18 protein-coding genes are annotated in these 17,370 nt (G+C 38.3%); 6 read left to right on the top strand and 12 right to left on the bottom strand.

The window, feature by feature from the left end; all coding sequences use genetic code 11:
* Positions 1-3: 3 nt before the first annotated feature.
* The 12 genes from secA to dnaN form a co-directional block, all read right to left on the bottom strand.
* Positions 4-3,297 (bottom strand): preprotein translocase subunit SecA, encoded by a 3,294-nt coding sequence (gene secA / locus JKG61_RS21725; protein ID WP_202105111.1) that lies wholly within the window; start codon positions 3,295-3,297, stop codon positions 4-6.
* Positions 3,298-3,430: 133 nt separating this feature from the next.
* Positions 3,431-4,318 (bottom strand): 1,4-dihydroxy-6-naphthoate synthase, encoded by an 888-nt coding sequence (locus JKG61_RS21720; RefSeq protein WP_202105110.1) that lies wholly within the window; start codon positions 4,316-4,318, stop codon positions 3,431-3,433.
* Positions 4,319-4,333: 15 nt separating this feature from the next.
* Positions 4,334-4,594 carry a hypothetical protein gene (locus tag JKG61_RS21715; RefSeq protein ID WP_202105109.1) on the bottom strand — a complete coding sequence of 87 codons (261 nt, stop codon included), beginning with the start codon at positions 4,592-4,594 and terminating at the stop codon, positions 4,334-4,336.
* The gene (gene surE / locus JKG61_RS21710; RefSeq protein WP_202105108.1) at positions 4,595-5,377 is read right to left on the bottom strand and encodes a 5'/3'-nucleotidase SurE; all 783 of its coding nucleotides are present in this window, start codon (positions 5,375-5,377) and stop codon (positions 4,595-4,597) included. It abuts the gene before it with no gap.
* A gap of 21 nt (positions 5,378-5,398) precedes the next feature.
* A complete protein-coding gene (locus tag JKG61_RS21705) occupies positions 5,399-6,211 on the bottom strand; it encodes a formylglycine-generating enzyme family protein (RefSeq protein WP_202105107.1) in 813 nt (270 codons plus the stop codon).
* 31 nt (positions 6,212-6,242) lie between these two features.
* The gene (locus tag JKG61_RS21700; RefSeq protein WP_202105106.1) at positions 6,243-7,001 is read right to left on the bottom strand and encodes a hypothetical protein; all 759 of its coding nucleotides are present in this window, start codon (positions 6,999-7,001) and stop codon (positions 6,243-6,245) included.
* A gap of 155 nt (positions 7,002-7,156) precedes the next feature.
* Positions 7,157-7,738, bottom strand: a complete 582-nt coding sequence (gene nadD / locus JKG61_RS21695; protein ID WP_202105105.1) for a nicotinate (nicotinamide) nucleotide adenylyltransferase — start codon at positions 7,736-7,738, stop codon at positions 7,157-7,159.
* Positions 7,738-8,307, bottom strand: a complete 570-nt coding sequence (gmk, locus tag JKG61_RS21690) for a guanylate kinase (RefSeq protein WP_202105104.1) — start codon at positions 8,305-8,307, stop codon at positions 7,738-7,740. The genes nadD and gmk overlap by 1 nt, the downstream gene beginning before the upstream one ends.
* Positions 8,308-8,310: 3 nt before the next feature.
* Positions 8,311-9,186 (bottom strand): YicC/YloC family endoribonuclease, encoded by an 876-nt coding sequence (locus JKG61_RS21685; RefSeq protein ID WP_202105103.1) that lies wholly within the window; start codon positions 9,184-9,186, stop codon positions 8,311-8,313.
* A 102-nt stretch (positions 9,187-9,288) separates the two neighbouring features.
* Complete coding sequence (locus JKG61_RS21680; RefSeq protein ID WP_202105102.1) at positions 9,289-9,861, bottom strand: CAP domain-containing protein; 573 nt, start codon at positions 9,859-9,861, stop codon at positions 9,289-9,291.
* A 379-nt stretch (positions 9,862-10,240) separates the two neighbouring features.
* Positions 10,241-10,900 carry a DedA family protein gene (locus JKG61_RS21675; RefSeq protein ID WP_031301503.1) on the bottom strand — a complete coding sequence of 220 codons (660 nt, stop codon included), beginning with the start codon at positions 10,898-10,900 and terminating at the stop codon, positions 10,241-10,243.
* Between the two features lie 12 nt (positions 10,901-10,912).
* Positions 10,913-12,037 (bottom strand): DNA polymerase III subunit beta, encoded by a 1,125-nt coding sequence (gene dnaN / locus JKG61_RS21670; RefSeq protein WP_202105101.1) that lies wholly within the window; start codon positions 12,035-12,037, stop codon positions 10,913-10,915.
* Between the two features lie 165 nt (positions 12,038-12,202).
* Here dnaN and JKG61_RS21665 point away from each other — a divergent pair, with 165 nt between their 5' ends.
* From JKG61_RS21665 to JKG61_RS21640, 6 genes are all read left to right on the top strand, one after another.
* Positions 12,203-13,351: a DNA polymerase III subunit gene (locus JKG61_RS21665; protein WP_202105100.1), complete on the top strand. Its 1,149-nt coding sequence runs from the start codon at positions 12,203-12,205 to the stop codon at positions 13,349-13,351.
* A gap of 9 nt (positions 13,352-13,360) precedes the next feature.
* Entirely contained in the window at positions 13,361-14,785 is a 1,425-nt protein-coding gene (locus tag JKG61_RS21660; RefSeq protein WP_202105099.1) for a PSP1 domain-containing protein, read from the top strand.
* A 23-nt stretch (positions 14,786-14,808) separates the two neighbouring features.
* Positions 14,809-15,270 carry a gliding motility lipoprotein GldH gene (locus tag JKG61_RS21655; RefSeq protein WP_237249576.1) on the top strand — a complete coding sequence of 154 codons (462 nt, stop codon included), beginning with the start codon at positions 14,809-14,811 and terminating at the stop codon, positions 15,268-15,270.
* Positions 15,267-16,313, top strand: a complete 1,047-nt coding sequence (lpxK, locus tag JKG61_RS21650) for a tetraacyldisaccharide 4'-kinase (RefSeq protein ID WP_202105098.1) — start codon at positions 15,267-15,269, stop codon at positions 16,311-16,313. Before JKG61_RS21655 ends, lpxK begins: the two co-directional genes overlap by 4 nt.
* Positions 16,314-16,412: 99 nt before the next feature.
* Complete coding sequence (locus tag JKG61_RS21645; RefSeq protein ID WP_202105097.1) at positions 16,413-16,751, top strand: hypothetical protein; 339 nt, start codon at positions 16,413-16,415, stop codon at positions 16,749-16,751.
* A gap of 181 nt (positions 16,752-16,932) precedes the next feature.
* Positions 16,933-17,280, top strand: coding sequence for a hypothetical protein (locus JKG61_RS21640; RefSeq protein WP_202105096.1), 348 nt, complete (start codon positions 16,933-16,935; stop codon positions 17,278-17,280).
* Positions 17,281-17,370 lie beyond the last annotated feature (90 nt).

The raw sequence follows: 17,370 nt of genomic DNA, 5'->3' as shown, positions 1-17,370 counted from the left end.
TTTTTAAGCGTTTTTACCGTGACAGTTCTTGTATTTCAATCCTGATCCACAAGGACATTCGTCATTTCTGCCAACAGTTTGCTCTCTTTTTATTGGCTGCGTTACCTGAACAGTTCTAGTATCCACATCTTCTTCAGATACCCCTGTCGGCGAACTTAGTTCCTCCTTCGTCGCTACGACCTTTGGCTGTACAATTGGTTTTGCTTCTTGTACCTGTTGTGGTTGCTGTCCAGGGATTTCACCTTTGAATAGGAAACTCACAATCTCTTTGTTCATACTTGCCAACATACTCTTGAACAAGTTAAAAGCTTCCATTTTATAAATGATAATTGGATCTTTTTGTTCATAAACCGCATTTTGCACAGACTGTTTTAAGTCGTCCATCTCCCTAAGGTGTTCCTTCCAAGCCTCATCAATCAAGGCCAAAACTATTCCTTTTTCAAAAGAACGGAACACTTCAGCACCTTCCGTCTCGATCGCTTTCTTAAGATTTGTCGCAACTTGTATGCCACGAATGCCATCAGTAAAAGGAACAACGATATTTTCAATCATATCGCCTCGCTCAGCCATTACATTGGTCAATACAGGTAATGTTTGTTCTGCTAGATGCTTCGCCTTATTTTCATAATGTGTAATGACTTGATCAAAAACCTTATCCGTCAATACCTGAATATTACTTGCCGTGAACTCTTCACTACTAATGCTAGGATCTATTGCAAATAAACGTATCACCTCTATTTGGAATTCCTCGTAAGAACCACCTTCTTTCGATTCGGTTACCACATCTTCGACAACATCATAAATCGCATTATTCAAATCTACATCCAAACGCTCACCAAATAATGCATTTTTACGCTTAGTATAGATTACCGTACGCTGTGAGTTCATGACATCATCATATTCCAACAAACGCTTACGAATACCAAAGTTATTTTCTTCCACTTTACGTTGTGCCCGTTCAATAGATTTGGTCAACATGCTGTGCTGCATCACCTCACCATCTTCAACGCCCATCTTCACCATAATGTTTGAAATACGCTCCGAAGCGAACAAACGCATTAATGGGTCTTCTAATGAAACAAAAAATTGGGATGATCCTGGATCTCCTTGACGTCCCGCACGACCTCTCAACTGTCTATCTACACGACGGGATTCATGTCGTTCTGTACCCACAATAGCCAAACCACCAGCATTAATAACCTCTTCCGTAAGCTTAATATCCGTACCACGGCCCGCCATATTGGTCGCTATTGTTACCTGCCCTGGATGTCCAGCTTCGGCAACAATTTCTGCTTCCCTCTGGTGCAACTTCGCATTCAAGACGTTATGCTTAATTCCTCTCAACTTCAACATACGGCTCAATAATTCCGAAATCTCTACCGAGGTAGTACCGACCAATACTGGGCGTCCTTGTTCTGTTAAATTTTGAATCTCTTGTGCTACAGCATTATATTTTTCACGTGCTGTACGGTAGATAAAATCTTGCCTATCGTCACGTTGTATCCCTCTATTTGTTGGAATCTCGACAACATCTAACTTATAGATTTCCCAAAGCTCACCTGCTTCTGTAGAAGCTGTACCCGTCATACCAGACAACTTATGGTACATACGGAAGTAGTTTTGCAGCGTTACTGTCGCATAAGTTTGTGTCGCATCTTCTACTTTTACATTTTCTTTAGCTTCGATTGCTTGGTGCAGACCATCAGAATAGCGACGGCCATCCATGATACGTCCTGTCTGCTCATCTACAATCTTAACCTTACCCTCATCCACGATATATTGATCATCGCGTTCGAACAAAGTATATGCTTTTAATAACTGATTTATAGAGTGAATACGTTCTGCTTTTATAGAATAGTCACGCAATAATTCCTCTTTACGGGCAGCTTTTTCTTCTAATGTAGCTGTTGATTTTTCGATATCAGCAATTTCAGATCCCACATCTGGCAGGATAAAGAAACTTGGATCTTCTCCAGAAGCCGTAATTAGCTCAATACCTTTTTCAGTAAGTTCTACCTGATTATTTTTCTCATCGATAACAAAGAAAAGCTCTTTATCAGCTTTAGGCATGTGGCGATTTTGCTCCTGCATGTAGTAATTTTCTACTTTCTGCAAAATCTGACGGTGATTTCCTTCACTTAAGAACTTGATTAATGCTTTATTCTTAGGTAATCCCCTGAATGAGCGAAACAAAGCCAACCCTCCAGCTTCAGGATCTACATCACCTGCTGTAATAGCTTTTTTAGCTTCATTAAATACCGTATTGATATAGGCTTTCTGTGCATTTACCAAACGCTCTATCCGAGGCTTCAACTGATAGAACTCATGCTGGTCTCCCATAGGGATCGGTCCAGAGATAATCAATGGGGTCCGGGCATCATCGATTAATACCGAGTCGACCTCATCAATCATTGCAAAATGCAATTTACGTTGCACCATAGCGTCTGGTGTTTGCGTCATATTGTCACGCAAATAATCAAAACCAAACTCATTGTTAGTACCGTATACGATGTCACATTTATAGGCATCGCGACGTTGTGGAGAGTTTGGCTGGTGCTTGTCAATACAATCTACGCTCAATCCGTGAAACTCGAAAAGAGGACCGTTCCACTCCGAGTCACGCTTAGCAAGATAATCGTTGACAGTTACAATATGTACACCTTGACCGGACAGTGCATTTAGGTAAGTCGGCAATGTTCCTACCAACGTTTTACCTTCACCCGTGGACATTTCTGCGATTTTACCTTGATGCAGAACTATACCACCGATCAATTGTACATCATAGTGCACCATATTCCACTTCACCTCATTCCCGGCTGCTGTCCAAGAATTACTCCATAAAGCTTTATCTCCTTGAATAGTGACATTTGTTTTACGAGCGGCCAATTCCCGATCAAAATCTGATGCCGTAACTTCCAGTACCGAATTCTCCGTAAGGCGTCGAGCCGTATCTTTTACAACCGCAAAAGCTTCAGGTAATATTTCCAACAATATTTCTTCAAGCTTCTTGTCTCGGTCTTTATTCAATTTATCGATTTTCTCGTAAACTTCCGTTTTGGCCGCCATGTCTGTTTCGGTATTTTCAGACTTGCTTTTTAAATCGGCAATCTCGGCATCGATCTCCTTTAAATAGTCCTGAATACGTGCTTTAAATTCGATTGTTTTGGCACGAAGCTCGTCATTTGATAAATTGGTTAACTTGCTATATTCATCTTTAACCTTATTTACATAAGGTTGGATAGCCTTGATATCACGTTCTGACTTGCTACCAAATAGTTTACTTAAGAATTTTAACATAATTTTTTTTTATCTCTGTCCACATGCACAAAATTGAATCCAAAGACAAAACATAGGACATTTTGGCACTAACCGGGCAAATTTACTTATTCGAAACGATAACTTTCACTCTTACAATGTATTTTTTTTATATCTAGCCAAATCCCTCGTCTTTTTCTATTAAAAAGATATTTTTTTTCATCTCGGGGATCAATTGAAGAGCCTCAGCACGTTCAAACATAGTAGCTATAGCCGCTCTACCTATATCCCCCAAATCAATAGAATAGGAATTTACATACAGCTCTATATGCTTATACATCACCGTTTCCTCCATCTCTTGGGCGTGACTGCGTATATATTCAATTCCGGACTTGGGATTGGCAAACGCAAATTCTACACTATGGCGTACCAAACGGTTAATCTTCTCTTTAATGTCTAGTGGCAAATCGCGACGAATCACAATACCCCCCAAGGGGATAGGACTATTGGTTGTTTTCTCCCAGTAGTCGCCAAGATCCACCACCTTATGTAGCCCCTTCTCCTGATAAGTAAACCTGTTTTCGTGAATAATCAATCCCAAATCAACTCTACCATCCATTACTGCTTCTTCAATATCAGAAAAAACCAACTCTTGCTTATTTTGCAATTGGGGAAAAGCCAAGCCCAACAAAAAGTTTGCAGTTGTATATTTACCTGGTATAGCTATAGTCAGATTCCTAAACTTATCCGGCAGATCCTGACCTACATACTCCATTAGTTCTTCAGCTAACGCCTTATTCTTGGTAATAAGCAAGGGGCCCACACCAAACCCTAGAGCACTACCTGCATCCAACAACTCATAATCCTCGACAGCATACGCAAAGGCATGATAACTCAGCTTTGTAATAGCTAATTCTTTCTTGAAAGCCTTTTGGTTCAGCGTCTCCACATCATGATATTCGACCTCAAACTCCAGCCCGTATGTATCAATCTTTTGATGTATCAAGGCATCAAATATATAGGTGTCATTAGGACATGGAGAAAAACCTAAACTTAATTTCATTATTTTAAAACAGTGTTATACCTTTATTTTGACAGTAATCACCAAAACCAGCATTGCAATAAAAGTTACAAAAACAATCCCTTTAGCCAACGACTCTTTTCCTGCCCGATAGGTAAACCGCACAACAATCAGGTTAATAAAAGCGGCAACCACATACAGTGCAATAGGTTTATCTGAAAAGTAGCTTGTTTGTATGCTGGTATAGTTAGATAGTACGTAGGCTAGAATAGGAGCGAGGGCACCTATTGCTCCTCCAGCCCAAAAAGAATCTTTCATTTAGCTTTTGAAATTAAATGCCCAAGAATTTAATTCTTGAATTGTATGATGTGCAGTCATATCATATTGCGTAGGCACTATAGAAACGTAACCGTTTTTTAAAGCAAATACGTCTGTATCTTCTCCTCTATCACTCCACTCAAACTGTCCTGTCAACCAAAAATATTCCCTGTTATAAGGGTCCAATCGATGTTCAAACTCTTCTATCCAATGACCATTAGCCTGCCTACAGATTTTAATTCCTTTTATCTCCTTATCTATATGCGGAAAATTAACATTTAAGAGTGTGCCTTTAGGTAGTCCATTTGCCAACACTTGCTCCGCTATGGCCGAGATATAAGGTCTACAATGTGAAAAGTCAGCACCATGTGAAAAATCATCTAATGAAAAACCAATTGATGGAATCGCTTCAATAGCGCCTTCTACAGCAGCTGACATCGTGCCAGAGTATAATACATTAATTGAATAGTTCAGTCCATGATTTATTCCCGATACGCATAAATCAGGCTTCTCTCCTTTAAAAATCCGGTTTACCGCCAGTTTGACACAATCCACAGGTGTACCAGAACACTTATACATTTCGACTCCCTCATATAGCTCTATTTTATCCAGTCTCAATGGTTTTCCAATAGTTATTGCATGCCCCATTCCCGATTGAGGCCCATCTGGAGCTACAACGATCACCCGTCCCAACTTTTTCATTTCCTCCAACAAGACCTTTATTCCTGGGGCCGTTATACCATCATCATTCACAACGAGTATAGTAGGTTTCTTCTTTGTCATACTGCTAAGTTAGTAAATAATCTAATCCCGTACCACACGGAATCCGAGATTACTAAAAGAAGCCATTGGCGCTACAGAACCTATAAAAACAGTATTGAACGCGGCACAACTCGTCCTATTACACCACCAAGATCCACCTCGGGCATGAGCTACTTTGCGCCCTTTGTCCTGAGGAATCCGTCCTTCGCAAAACTCGAAGACATTTCCTAATACATCATATAGCCCCCATGGGTTAGCCTTAAAGCTTTTTACAGGTGCTGTATACATATAACCATCCGAAAAATCGGGCTTAAGATGATCGTCTTTATGCCAGATATTTGCATACTCTTCTATTTTTTCTTCAGAAGCGCCCTCAAAGTATTTTCCCGTGGAACCCGCTTTTGCTGCAACTTCCCATTCTTCAAAGGTTGGCAGTCGTACACCTGCCCATTTACAGTATGCAATAGCATCCCGATAAGAAATACACGTGACAGGATGATCCATTTTATTCACTATCCCGCCTCGGGATACGCCGTTGGGAAAACGCCAGCACGCCGTACTATCTTGTATCCACCTAAACTCTTCCAGCCCCGGTTCAAAAACCTGCGCATTACAGTATCTCTCAGCAGTAGTCCTATACCTTGTAGCTTCTACGAATAGTAGAAAAGCGGCATTAGTCAACTCTGTTGTAGCGATATTAAACTCCTTGATAAAAACAGTTCTTCTCGGATTCAGGACAGCCCCGTCTTCCCCCACGGTATATGTCCCTTCTTCAATCCGAACAAAATCCAGATCCTGTGCAAAAGAAGAAACAGTAAAACCTATAGACAACAGAAAAAAAACAATCTTTTGCATCTAATCCACTCTATTTATTATTCCTATCGAATTATTTACCTCCAGCACTTTTTTCTTTAAAGTAACCCATTGCACGTTGTAATATCAACGCTTCATTTGCCTTATTATACTCAATATACGTCTCATAATTATAGGATTGCCCATATAATTTTCGATAGGAGGTAGACTTCAGGAACTCTTCATATTCTCCTTTTTTCATCAGTAAAAGAAGCAAAGTCAATGCATCTTTATCTTTCTTATTACTTTCAAAATAAGTATTGATAAAGGGAATCATTTCCCATCCATTAATTTCGTCAATCACATCCTTATAATTCACACCCATCCGCTTGCTTCGTAAAGTAGACTCCTCTATATAGGACATTACAGAATCTCTATTCTCGCGCAAGAAAACTAGCTGTCGCTGGCTCCAGGTCTGTTCGTTTAATGTAGAAAGCAAATAGCCAAATATCTTTTGTTCTTCATTGGGCAACATAATCCGTATATCACAATTCTGCGAATATACTTCTGGATGAACCATCGTATATGTAAATTTTTCGCGTAGAGTCAACGACTTAAAATCAGCTGTAGATAAGGCCGAGAGTCCCATATCATCGTTATCATCAGACTTGATTTCGATTTTCTTGATCAAGCCCTTCACTTTATCCAGACCGTAGGGCGGAACTGTCATCTTCCTTCGGTACTCCCAATAGTCATAATCCGCTTTTGTGGGTTCATAAAGCGCCAAATCATCTTGTGCATAAGAAAACGCTACTCCACTTATACTGATCAAAACTGTTATTAAATATCTCATAGCAATAGTAAACAAGTGACCAACTTGTCGAAAGTTTTTTCCGAAAATAAAATTAATGATTTCTTCTTATTTTCCACAAAGGAATATGTGGATTAAGCCGAGATCTACAGGGGAAGTATATTCACCATAGATCGAAACGAAAGCGCCTGATAATACTAGAGATACAGGCCCTTCTTATCTATAAATTCTAAAACACGATCAGGGACAAAAAACTTAACATCCTTTCCGCCCTTGATAGCGCTTCTTACAAAAGTAGATGACAACTCCATTTGAGGTGTATCTGTCATTGTCACAGCTGGGTGATTCAACCATTCCCCAGGCTCGTATTTTGGCCTTGGATAGACAAAAATCTGAAAATCTCTTAACAAGATATCTGCATTCTTCCATTTGTGTAACCCCATTAGATTATCTTCTCCCATAATCAACACAAACTCTTTACTCGGATACCGTTCCCTCATGTAGGTCAGCGTATCTATCGTATAAGAAGGCTGTGGAAGTCCGAATTCAATGTCACATGCCTTCAGCTTTTCTGCTCCTTCAATAGCGAGGTTCACCATTTCTAAGCGATCATACATATTGCCCAGACTTTTTTTATCCTTAAAAGGATTCTGAGGTGACACAACAAACCATACCTCAGCTAGGTCTGTATATTGCGCCATATAGTTTGCAATAATCAGATGTCCTATATGTATCGGGTTAAAAGATCCGAAGAAAAGTCCAATCTTATTGCCTGCCATTATTTATCCAGAAAATCCAATACTATTTTTTCCGCATCTTGACATGCTACATCCAGATCGAAGTTATTTAATATCACGTCAAATTTATCCGCGTAACTCAACTCCAATTCCGCTTTTGCAAAGCGCTCCTTCAGTTTCTCTTGTGAATCTGTACCACGTCCAGAAAGTCGTTCTTGTAACACTTCTAGCGACGGTGGGTTTACAAAAATTGCTAACGCTTCCTCTGGGAACTTAGATTTCAATCGTAATCCACCGACTACGTCAATATCAAAAATAACACTCTTTCCTAGAGACCATACACGATCCAATTCGGACCTCAGTGTTCCGTAATAAGTTCCAGAATAAACCTCTTCAAATTCTATAAATTCTTGCTTTGCTACCTTATGTAGAAACTCCTCTTTGGAAATGAAATAATAGTCTTTACCGTTTTCTTCGCTACCCCTTGGCTCTCTGGTGCTCGCCGATATAGAAAACTCCAATTTGTCACTATATTTACTTAACAGATGTCTTACTATCGTTGTTTTTCCTGCTCCAGAAGGAGCAGAGAAGATTATCAATTTTTTATTCATAACTTACAATACATTTAGTAGTTGTTCCTTGATTTTCTCAAGCTCCTCTTTCATACGAACTACAATTTGCTGAATGTTCGCGTTATTAGCCTTCGATCCTAGCGTATTTATCTCTCTCCCCATTTCCTGAGAAATAAACCCTAGTTTTTTACCATTAGAATCCACGGCATTAAGTGCCTCCAAAAAATAGTTACAGTGACTTCTTAAACGAACTTTTTCTTCAGTGATATCAAGTTTGTCGATATAAAAAATTATCTCTTGCTCAAATCGATTTTTATCGATATTCTCTTTTCCTACAGCTTCATCCATATACTGGCTTAAGCGTTCTCTGATCAATGGGATCCGATCACCTTCGACAGCTTCTACCTGCCCTAAATAATCAAGAATCAACTCTACGCGCTTCTCCAAATCGTTTTTCAGAACCTTCCCTTCATCCATTCTAAACCCAGTGAATGATTCTACAGCTTGATAGAAAGCATTCAATAATATTTTACCCTCTTCTTCATCCACTTCGTCTTCATTGTTCGCAATCACTTCAGGCATTGACAACGCTAGATTAAATAAACCCGTTTGATCTTCTCCGAGCTGTGCAGCGATATCTTTAAGTTGATTATAATACTTTTTCAGCAGTTCACGGTTTATAGAAGATGCTTTCGCTGTTTGGTCAGCGTATTCTGATGAAATCAAAACGTTCACTTTTCCTCGTTCTATCAGTTTACTACATTCTCCACGAAGCGTAAGCTCCTTGTCCGAAACAGCCTTAGGCAAACGTATTCCTAACTCTAGAAATTTTGAATTAAGTGATTTTATTTCCACGGTGTATTTAACCTTCGCATTCTCATGCGAACCTACACCATATCCTGTCATTGATTTTATCATATGCAAAGGTAGGAAAACTAATGTTGATTTCTAACAATCTGACTATTGAAAAACCCCAAACTATGTCCTGTTATACGAAATTGACGTTTATAGACAACCATCCTACCAATCATGCTTAGCAATGATTACACATAAATAGGTTTTATAAGTAGATCCGCTCGGTGAATGGACAAAACCGATACCTATATCGACCAGAGAACCATTCCAATCGTCCATACCTAAAACATGTTTCCGATGCATAAGACCTGGAGATCCCTTTCCGATGATAAAAGCATTAATTCCCTCTATGGCCGTGACATGGTTGGCTGCTATCGATTCGAAATTATTCGCTGATTTTTTCTTCGTCCAATCGGGGTTGAGGTGATATCCAGCCTTTACCATGTAATAATTCGGTCCCAAACCTTCTGGTGTCACATGTTCAAAATAATTACGATTAGCCATATCATAAGCCCTAAATTCAGCTACTTTTGCAAGATCATCGTTCCAAATCAACATCGTTCTTTTCACCTTATTCACCGGTGAAATTCCTAATTTCTTAGCGTATTTCTCGGGATGCATACGGATGTCATTGAGTAGGGTATACGCCTCCTTTGCTTGTTGCCGGTCGGTCGTTATCATTTTCTTTTGGGCTACAGCAGAACTGGAAATCAAAATTAAAAGACATAGAATGCGCATATCAAAATTATTTCTTTAATAGACTAGATTTTGGTGTATACGTTTAATTGTAGTCCTTGCAAACGTTAGAAAGACTTCCCTACTGATTGACGACTGATTATTACTAAAATCGAATGTGATCCAATATTAAAACGCACATAATTCGGACTTTACTCGTCTAGATCCGAATGAAGTCCGAATGAAGTCCGTATAATCTCCGAATGAACTTCGGACTAAAAGCTAAGTTAGTATAAATTTGAACATAAGAGAGTCCCTATCTATACCGTACTATAACAAACCTCATCGCATACCTATCATCCTAATTATCCATTCCCTAAACGCAAAAAAGAAAGGGCATCCAAATGATTGAATGCCCTTTCTATTATAACATATATTGCCTTTAGCCTGCTTTACTTCCTTTTAGTTTTTCCTTCACTACTTCAAAAATTATCGGAAGTATAGAAAGGAAAATAATAATCAAAACCACCTTAGAAAAATTATCCCGAATTAAAGGAATGTTCCCTAAGAAATAGCCTGCCAATGTAATTCCGACAACCCAAAGAATTGCTCCAACAATATTATAGGTTATAAACGTACTATATTTCATCCGACCAATTCCTCCCACAAAAGGGGCTAGGGTTCTTACGATAGGAACAAAACGAGCAATAACGATCGTTTTGCTACCATATTTCTCATAGAACGAGTGCGTCTTCTCAAGTTGTGCATCTGTTACCATTTGCTTCCCGAACAGCCTAAACCGAGTAATACGCATTCCAAAATGCTTGCCAATCGCATAATTTAAGGAATCCCCCGTAATAGCGGCAATAAGCAACAGAATAATCATAATCCAGATATTAAGATCATTTGGTTGAGCAGCAAGCATACCTGCTGCAAAAAGCAACGAATCTCCAGGCAAAAAAGGCATTACGACCACACCTGTCTCAACGAATATGATTAGAAACAAAATCAGATACGTCCAGGTCTGATAGTCATTTACAATCTCCACCAGATGATCATCAATGTGAAGAATAAAATCTATCAATGAATATATTAAATCCAATGGAATTCGGTATTAATTAAAACTATTCAGCATTACCGGCATGACCAACATCAGGATTTCTTCGTTATCCTGTTTGATTGCTGGTAATAACAATCCTGCACGATTTGGAGTACTCATTTCCAACACCACTTCTTCACAGTTTAAGTTATTCAGCATCTCTACCAAAAACTTAGCGTTGAATCCTATCTCCATGTCTTCACCTTCAAACTGACAATTAAGACGTTCATGAGCCTCATTAGAGAAATCTAAGTCCTCCGCAGAGATATTCAATTCACTACCATTGATTTTCAAACGAACCTGATGTGTCGTTTTATTTGCAAAAATAACCACACGACGCAATGTGTTTAAAAACAAAGCACGGTCTACTGTAAGTTTATTTGGATTCACCTGAGGGATTACAGCATCATAATCCGGATAACGCTCGTCTACAAGGCGACAGATCAAATGAATGCTACCAAATTGAAAGAATGCATTTGTTGTATTATATTCTACCGCTACCGAAGTCTCATCAGAGGGTAGGGAGGATTTTAACAATGTTAATGCTTTCTTTGGAAGAATGATAGATGTTGCCTTTTCTGCACCGACATCTGTACGGCGGTATCTCACCAAGCGGTGTGCATCTGTTGCTACAAAAGTGATATTCTGTTCTCCCAACTGCACCAACACACCAGACATCGCGGGTCTTAACTCGTCATTACTTACTGCAAATATTGTTTTATTTATAGCCTCCGATAGAATGGAAGCTGTAATTTGAACTGTTGAAACATTATCTACAACAGGTATCTTAGGAAAGTCATCTGCATTTTCTCCACTGAGCTTATATTTTCCATCGCCAGCACTAATCTCTATCGCCAGCGTTTTTGTATCCACCGAAAAAGCAACAGGTTGATCAGGTAACGTCTTCAATGTATCTATCAAAATCTTTGATGGCATTGCTACTCTTCCTTCTTCTTTAGCTTCGATGGCCACAGAAGTTACCATGCTTGTTTGTAAATCCGTCGCAGAAATAGTTAAAGTGTTATCTTTTATTTCAAATAGAAAGTTCTCCAAAATAGGAAGAACAGTACTGCTACTGGATGCCCCGCTTATGGCCTGCAATTGCTTTAATAATACAGATGTGGATACTATAAATCTCATGTCTAGCTTCGATATATTTTTATATGCAATAATACAGAAAAGAATTAAATTTTTACAATCTAAGTACGGGTTTATCTTTCATCACTGACATATTCACTTCGGTTTTTTTGTACTATGTATTCGTGAATACAACGCTTTTTATCTAAGTTTGTGTAGACTTACGATATGCAATTTAAGGAAATAGTAGGACACCAAAGCATTAAAAACCATTTAATCAACTCGGTAAAAAACAATCGGGTCAGCCATGCTCAGCTTTTTTTAGGACCAGAGGGTTCGGGCAGTCTGGCTTTAGCGTTGGCATACGCCCAATACATCAATTGTGAAGACCGACAAGAGGACGATAGTTGTGGACATTGTGCATCTTGCAGAAAATATGAAAAATTAATCCACCCCGATTTACATTTTTCCTATCCCTTCTTTGCTAAAGGCAAGGAAGAAACTGCTACTACCTATATGGACGAGTGGCGCAAAGCTTTTCTTACCAATCCTTATTTAGGTTTAAATTACTGGAGAGAGCAATTAGATTCTGGCAATAAACAAGCTAATATCAATATAGCTGAGGCCCATGATATCATCAAAAAACTGAGTCTTAAATCTTTTGAAGCTGAGTACAAAGTATTGATTATGTGGCTTCCGGAATATCTTGACACCCAAGGGAACGCCCTTCTAAAGCTTATTGAAGAGCCTCCGGCAAAAACTCTTTTCCTTTTAGTTGCCGAAAATCAAGATAAAATAATAAATACGGTAATTTCCCGAACCCAATTGGTCAAAATTAACAAACTTCATCATGACGAGATGAATAGTTATTTAGTTGAGGAGCGAAAGTTAGACCCTAGGCGTGCCAAAGAAATATCCTTTATTGCAGACGGAAATATTCAAGAGGCTCTTAATTTAATCCACCAACATGGTGAAAACGAAACTTTTTCTATTTTGGTTCAATGGTTACGTTTTATAGTCACTGATAATGGGAAAGAATTAATCGGTCTTACTGAGGATAAACTTTCGAAATTAGGTCGGGAAAATCAAAAAAGTTTCTTACTTTATGCCATCAATATGATGAGACAGATCATATTAATGCAACAAGGCTTGAGAAATCTAGTCTTTTTACAAGAAGAAGAATTTGCATTTGTAGAAAAATTTAGTGGTTTATTCCAATTTGAACAATTAGAAGAAGCTATCAATATCCTAGAAAAGACACATTATGGGATTGAACGCAATGGTAACGCCAAAATATTATTTTTAGATTTATCTTTGCAATTGGTTTTATTGTTCAAATATCAAACGTTCCCGAAAAATCGGGACTCAATAATATAAAATAGAAATATGGGATGTGGCAGTTGCTCATCCGGGGGATGTGGTACAGGAAGTAAATTAGGTACAGTACCATCAGGATGCAATAACAATGGTTCTTGCATGACCAGCGGATGTAATAAATTAGATGTATATGACTGGCTTTCCGACATGGATTTGCCTTCAAATTATAAACCCTTTGACATTGTTGAAGTTCGCTTCAAAGGGTCTCGTAAGGATTATTACGTAAACACGGACAACATTTACCTAGAAATGGGCGAAATGATAGCCGTAGAGCCTTCTACAGGTGGATACGATATCGGGCATGTTTCTTTGACAGGAGAGCTCGTCCGTCTTCAATTGAAGAAAAACAATATCGCACCAGACTCCGTTGTCAAGAAAATCTACCGCAAGGCAAACGATGCCGATGTTACAAAGTTCAACATTGCGAAAGAGCTTGAATGGGAGACCATGCATCGAGCGAGAAAGCTTGCTTTAGACCTTGGCCTATCGATGAAAATATCCGATGTAGACTATCAAGGTGATAAAACAAAGGCTACTTTCTATTATACAGCAGAAGGTAGGGTTGACTTTCGCGAGTTAATAAAACGTATGGCCGAATCCTTCCGGATCCGAATAGAGATGCGACAGATTGGAATGCGTCAAGAAGCAAGCCGTTTGGGTGGTATAGGATCCTGTGGCCGTGAACTTTGTTGTTCCACGTGGCTTACCGATTTTAAGACAGTATCAACCTCTGCTGCCCGCTATCAAAATCTATCCCTCAACACACTAAAACTAGCTGGCCAATGCGGTAAATTAAAGTGTTGTTTGAACTATGAATTGGATAGCTATATGGATGCACTAAAGGACATTCCTAACGATGTAGACAGAATAGAGACCAATAGTGGAATGGCCTATCTCCAAAAAACAGATATCTTCAAAAAAACAATGTGGTTCTCTTACCCTGGTGCTGAAAACTGGATTCCATTATCCATCAGCAAGGTAAAAGAACTTGCAGAAATGAATAAGGGAGGAATTAAGCCTGACGCATTAGATTACACCCCTCAAACTGTTGAGACCAAAAAACCAGTTGTTTTTGACTATGAAAATGTCGTTGGCCAAGATAGCTTAACACGTCTGGATGATAAAAACAAAAGACGTAAAAAGAAAAAAAGCAAACCTCGACAAACTCCAACAAATCAAAAAACAGAGGGAAATACAAATCCTAATCAGGCACAAGCTCCAAAGCAAGCCCCCTCAGGTCAAAAAAAGGAAACGAACAGTGCCGTAGAAAGCCGTCCGAATAGACCTGCTCCAAATAAAGACAATAACAAAACTGCGCACCCTGCCAATCAGGGAGATGACACCGCGCAAAAAAATGAGCAGCGAAAAAAACGAAGGTATAATAACAGGAATAGAAAGAAGAATAACGATAAACCAAATAACAGTGGCGAGTAGATACTCGTCACTATTTTTTCAATATGATAAGACCCCTTCTATATGCTTTTGGTATAATTAGTTGTTTGGTTTCGTGTACCAATAGTGCTGTCTATGAAAAGAACCAGACTATCCCAGACCGAGCATGGTCATATGAAAAAACACCTCAGTTTGATGTACACATAGCTGATTCCAAGGCTAGATACAACATCTATATAAACCTACGCCACTCCAATGAATATAGCTTTTCCAATATTTTTGTACTCCTTCATGAAAAAGGCGCAAAATTAGTCGATACAGCTTATCGCAAAGAAATACCTCTTGCTCAGTTGGATGGACGTTGGTTCGGAAATTCAGCGGGATCACTATATGAAGTACAATACCTTGCAAAAGAAAATTTTGTCTTCCCTGATACCGGTGTATATACCTTTGCCGTCGAACAGAACATGCGGGAAAATCCACTCAAGGATATTGTTGATGTAGGTATTAAGGTGGTAAAACAATGATTATTACCCTTATTCGGTGGTTATTATTACCAATAAGTCTAATCTATTGGCTCATTGTATGGGCTAGAAATACACTCTATGACAAAGCTATACTAAAAGGTACTAAATTCTCCATCCCAACAATTGTCATTGGTAATCTTGCCATAGGAGGAACTGGAAAAAGCCCAATGACGGAATACATAATCCGATTGCTAAAAGATGATTACAGGATTGCAACACTTAGTAGGGGATATGGTCGAAAAACAAAAGGTTATAAACTTGTACACAGCGATTCTTTAGCGATCGAAGTAGGAGATGAGCCTTTACAATTCAAAAATAAATTTCCGGAAATTACAGTTGCTGTTTCTGAAAATCGCTGTTACGGAATTCAACAACTTAATAAAGATCATGACCTCATTATTTTAGATGATGCTTATCAGCACAGAAAATTAACTCCAGGTTTCACCATCCTTCTTTTCGACTTTAACTCTCTTTTATCCCCCATAATCCCCCTTCCTACCGGAAACTTTAGGGACAATTTTTCTGCAACAAAAAGAGCCGATCTAATATTAATTACAAAGTGTCCTGACGACATTCTCAATAGAGATAGGAACCGTATAGAACATCAAATAAGAAAACATGCTCTAGCGCCTATATTCTACACGGGAATTGATTATGGGCAACCAAAAGATAGAAATAATCAACTCCTAACAGCCCCTTTGAAAAACCTTGATATTGTTCTTTTTTGTGGTATAGCCAATCCTTTGCCATTACAGTCTTATCTCACTGCTCTGAGAAATATAGTACATATCTTACAATATACAGACCATCACAATTACACGGATAAAGACTTCGATAAAATTGCAGATTATTATCAGTCTCTACCTACTACCAATAAAATTATCATAACGACAGAAAAAGATATGCAAAGGGTCCCCAACTCGGCGTTACAGAATACACCGCTTTATTACATCCCTATCACCCTCAAATCAATGGATAAGCAGCAGGATACCTTTGATCATTTTATATTTAATTACATACAGTCCGCCACAAGTGTTAATTAGCTTTAACGAAAGTTAATCTTCACTAAAGTTAAAGCACCAACTCCCTACTAGTCAAATTATTTAATGAAATTTATGGTGTAAACACATAATTTATTCATCATGAAAACAGTATTTGCATTAGCAATAACCACAGCTTTGTCCATAAGTATTGGCCAGGCACAGCAGAGAGGTAACAGACAGCACCGTAGCCCTGAAGAACAGGCAAAAATAAAAGTTGAACGATTAGCCACAGCTCTTAATCTTCAAGACTCCCAAAAAGACTCTATTTATAACTATCTTTTAATTTTTCAAAAAGAAACAAAACCAGAGAATAGGAGAGAAACCTGGAAACAAAGAGACACTAAAATAAAAACTTTCCTAACCGAGGAACAAGTAATAAAATACGACTCTCTACAAAAAAGCTCCCAAAATAACAGAAACAGGAAAAAAACAGACTAAAACACTAAAATACAGTTACTTAAAAAGGGATAAAACTATTTTATCCCTTTTTAATTTTTGTTAAATGATGTTAAAATGTAACAAACAAGATACAATAAAAGCAATAAAATAGGCGATACGACAGTTATTAATTCAGAAAACGATTTAATAATACATTTCAAAAACTTAAAATTTAAATGCTATGAAAAAATTAATTTTAACTGGACTAAGCTTTTTATTTGCTGTAACGGTATTATTTGCTCAAGAAATAAATCCAGAAAATAAAGCAAAGGAAACGGTTACAGAGCTGACTGAAAAATTAACACTGACTGATGACCAACAGACAGCCGTATATAATATTGTTCTTGAAAAGGTAAATGCAAAAATTGCGATAAAATCAGACACAACATTATCGGCAGATGTAGTAAAAGAACAAATACAAGCTTTGACAGCCACTGCCAATGGCAAGATTAACGACTTATTGACAGACGAACAAAAACCATTATTCGTTCAATACTTGGAAGAAAAGATGGCTAATAAAAAGGAATAAATAGAATCAAATACAATAGTTTTTAATTTCATAATTACCTAGCTGAGGCGGGTCAGATAAAATACTCTGGCTCGCCTTTTTTAATCAAAA

The organism is Sphingobacterium faecale (assembly GCF_016746095.1).
In the GTDB taxonomy this organism is placed as follows: Bacteria; Bacteroidota; Bacteroidia; order Sphingobacteriales; family Sphingobacteriaceae; genus Sphingobacterium; species Sphingobacterium faecale.
Note: the sequence above shows the minus strand (reverse complement) of the source record. Positions and strands in the feature narration are given on the sequence as shown.

Bases quoted from the DNA above. Each gene is read 5' to 3' on its own strand.
- surE (WP_202105108.1), bottom strand. From the start codon at position 5,377: ATGACAAAGAAGAAACCTACTATACTCGTTGTGAATGATGATGGTATA.
- JKG61_RS21665 (WP_202105100.1), top strand. From the start codon at position 12,203: ATGCAATTTAAGGAAATAGTAGGACACCAAAGCATTAAAAACCATTTA.
- JKG61_RS21640 (WP_202105096.1), top strand. From the start codon at position 16,933: ATGAAAAAATTAATTTTAACTGGACTAAGCTTTTTATTTGCTGTAACG.
- JKG61_RS21720 (WP_202105110.1), bottom strand. From the start codon at position 4,318: ATGAAATTAAGTTTAGGTTTTTCTCCATGTCCTAATGACACCTATATA.
- lpxK (WP_202105098.1), top strand. From the start codon at position 15,267: ATGATTATTACCCTTATTCGGTGGTTATTATTACCAATAAGTCTAATC.
- dnaN (WP_202105101.1), bottom strand. From the start codon at position 12,037: ATGAGATTTATAGTATCCACATCTGTATTATTAAAGCAATTGCAGGCC.
- gmk (WP_202105104.1), bottom strand. From the start codon at position 8,307: ATGAATAAAAAATTGATAATCTTCTCTGCTCCTTCTGGAGCAGGAAAA.
- nadD (WP_202105105.1), bottom strand. From the start codon at position 7,738: ATGGCAGGCAATAAGATTGGACTTTTCTTCGGATCTTTTAACCCGATA.
- JKG61_RS21660 (WP_202105099.1), top strand. From the start codon at position 13,361: ATGGGATGTGGCAGTTGCTCATCCGGGGGATGTGGTACAGGAAGTAAA.
- JKG61_RS21645 (WP_202105097.1), top strand. From the start codon at position 16,413: ATGAAAACAGTATTTGCATTAGCAATAACCACAGCTTTGTCCATAAGT.
- JKG61_RS21715 (WP_202105109.1), bottom strand. From the start codon at position 4,594: ATGAAAGATTCTTTTTGGGCTGGAGGAGCAATAGGTGCCCTCGCTCCT.
- JKG61_RS21655 (WP_237249576.1), top strand. From the start codon at position 14,809: ATGATAAGACCCCTTCTATATGCTTTTGGTATAATTAGTTGTTTGGTT.
- secA (WP_202105111.1), bottom strand. From the start codon at position 3,297: ATGTTAAAATTCTTAAGTAAACTATTTGGTAGCAAGTCAGAACGTGAT.
- JKG61_RS21700 (WP_202105106.1), bottom strand. From the start codon at position 7,001: ATGAGATATTTAATAACAGTTTTGATCAGTATAAGTGGAGTAGCGTTT.
- JKG61_RS21705 (WP_202105107.1), bottom strand. From the start codon at position 6,211: ATGCAAAAGATTGTTTTTTTTCTGTTGTCTATAGGTTTTACTGTTTCT.
- JKG61_RS21680 (WP_202105102.1), bottom strand. From the start codon at position 9,861: ATGCGCATTCTATGTCTTTTAATTTTGATTTCCAGTTCTGCTGTAGCC.
- JKG61_RS21685 (WP_202105103.1), bottom strand. From the start codon at position 9,186: ATGATAAAATCAATGACAGGATATGGTGTAGGTTCGCATGAGAATGCG.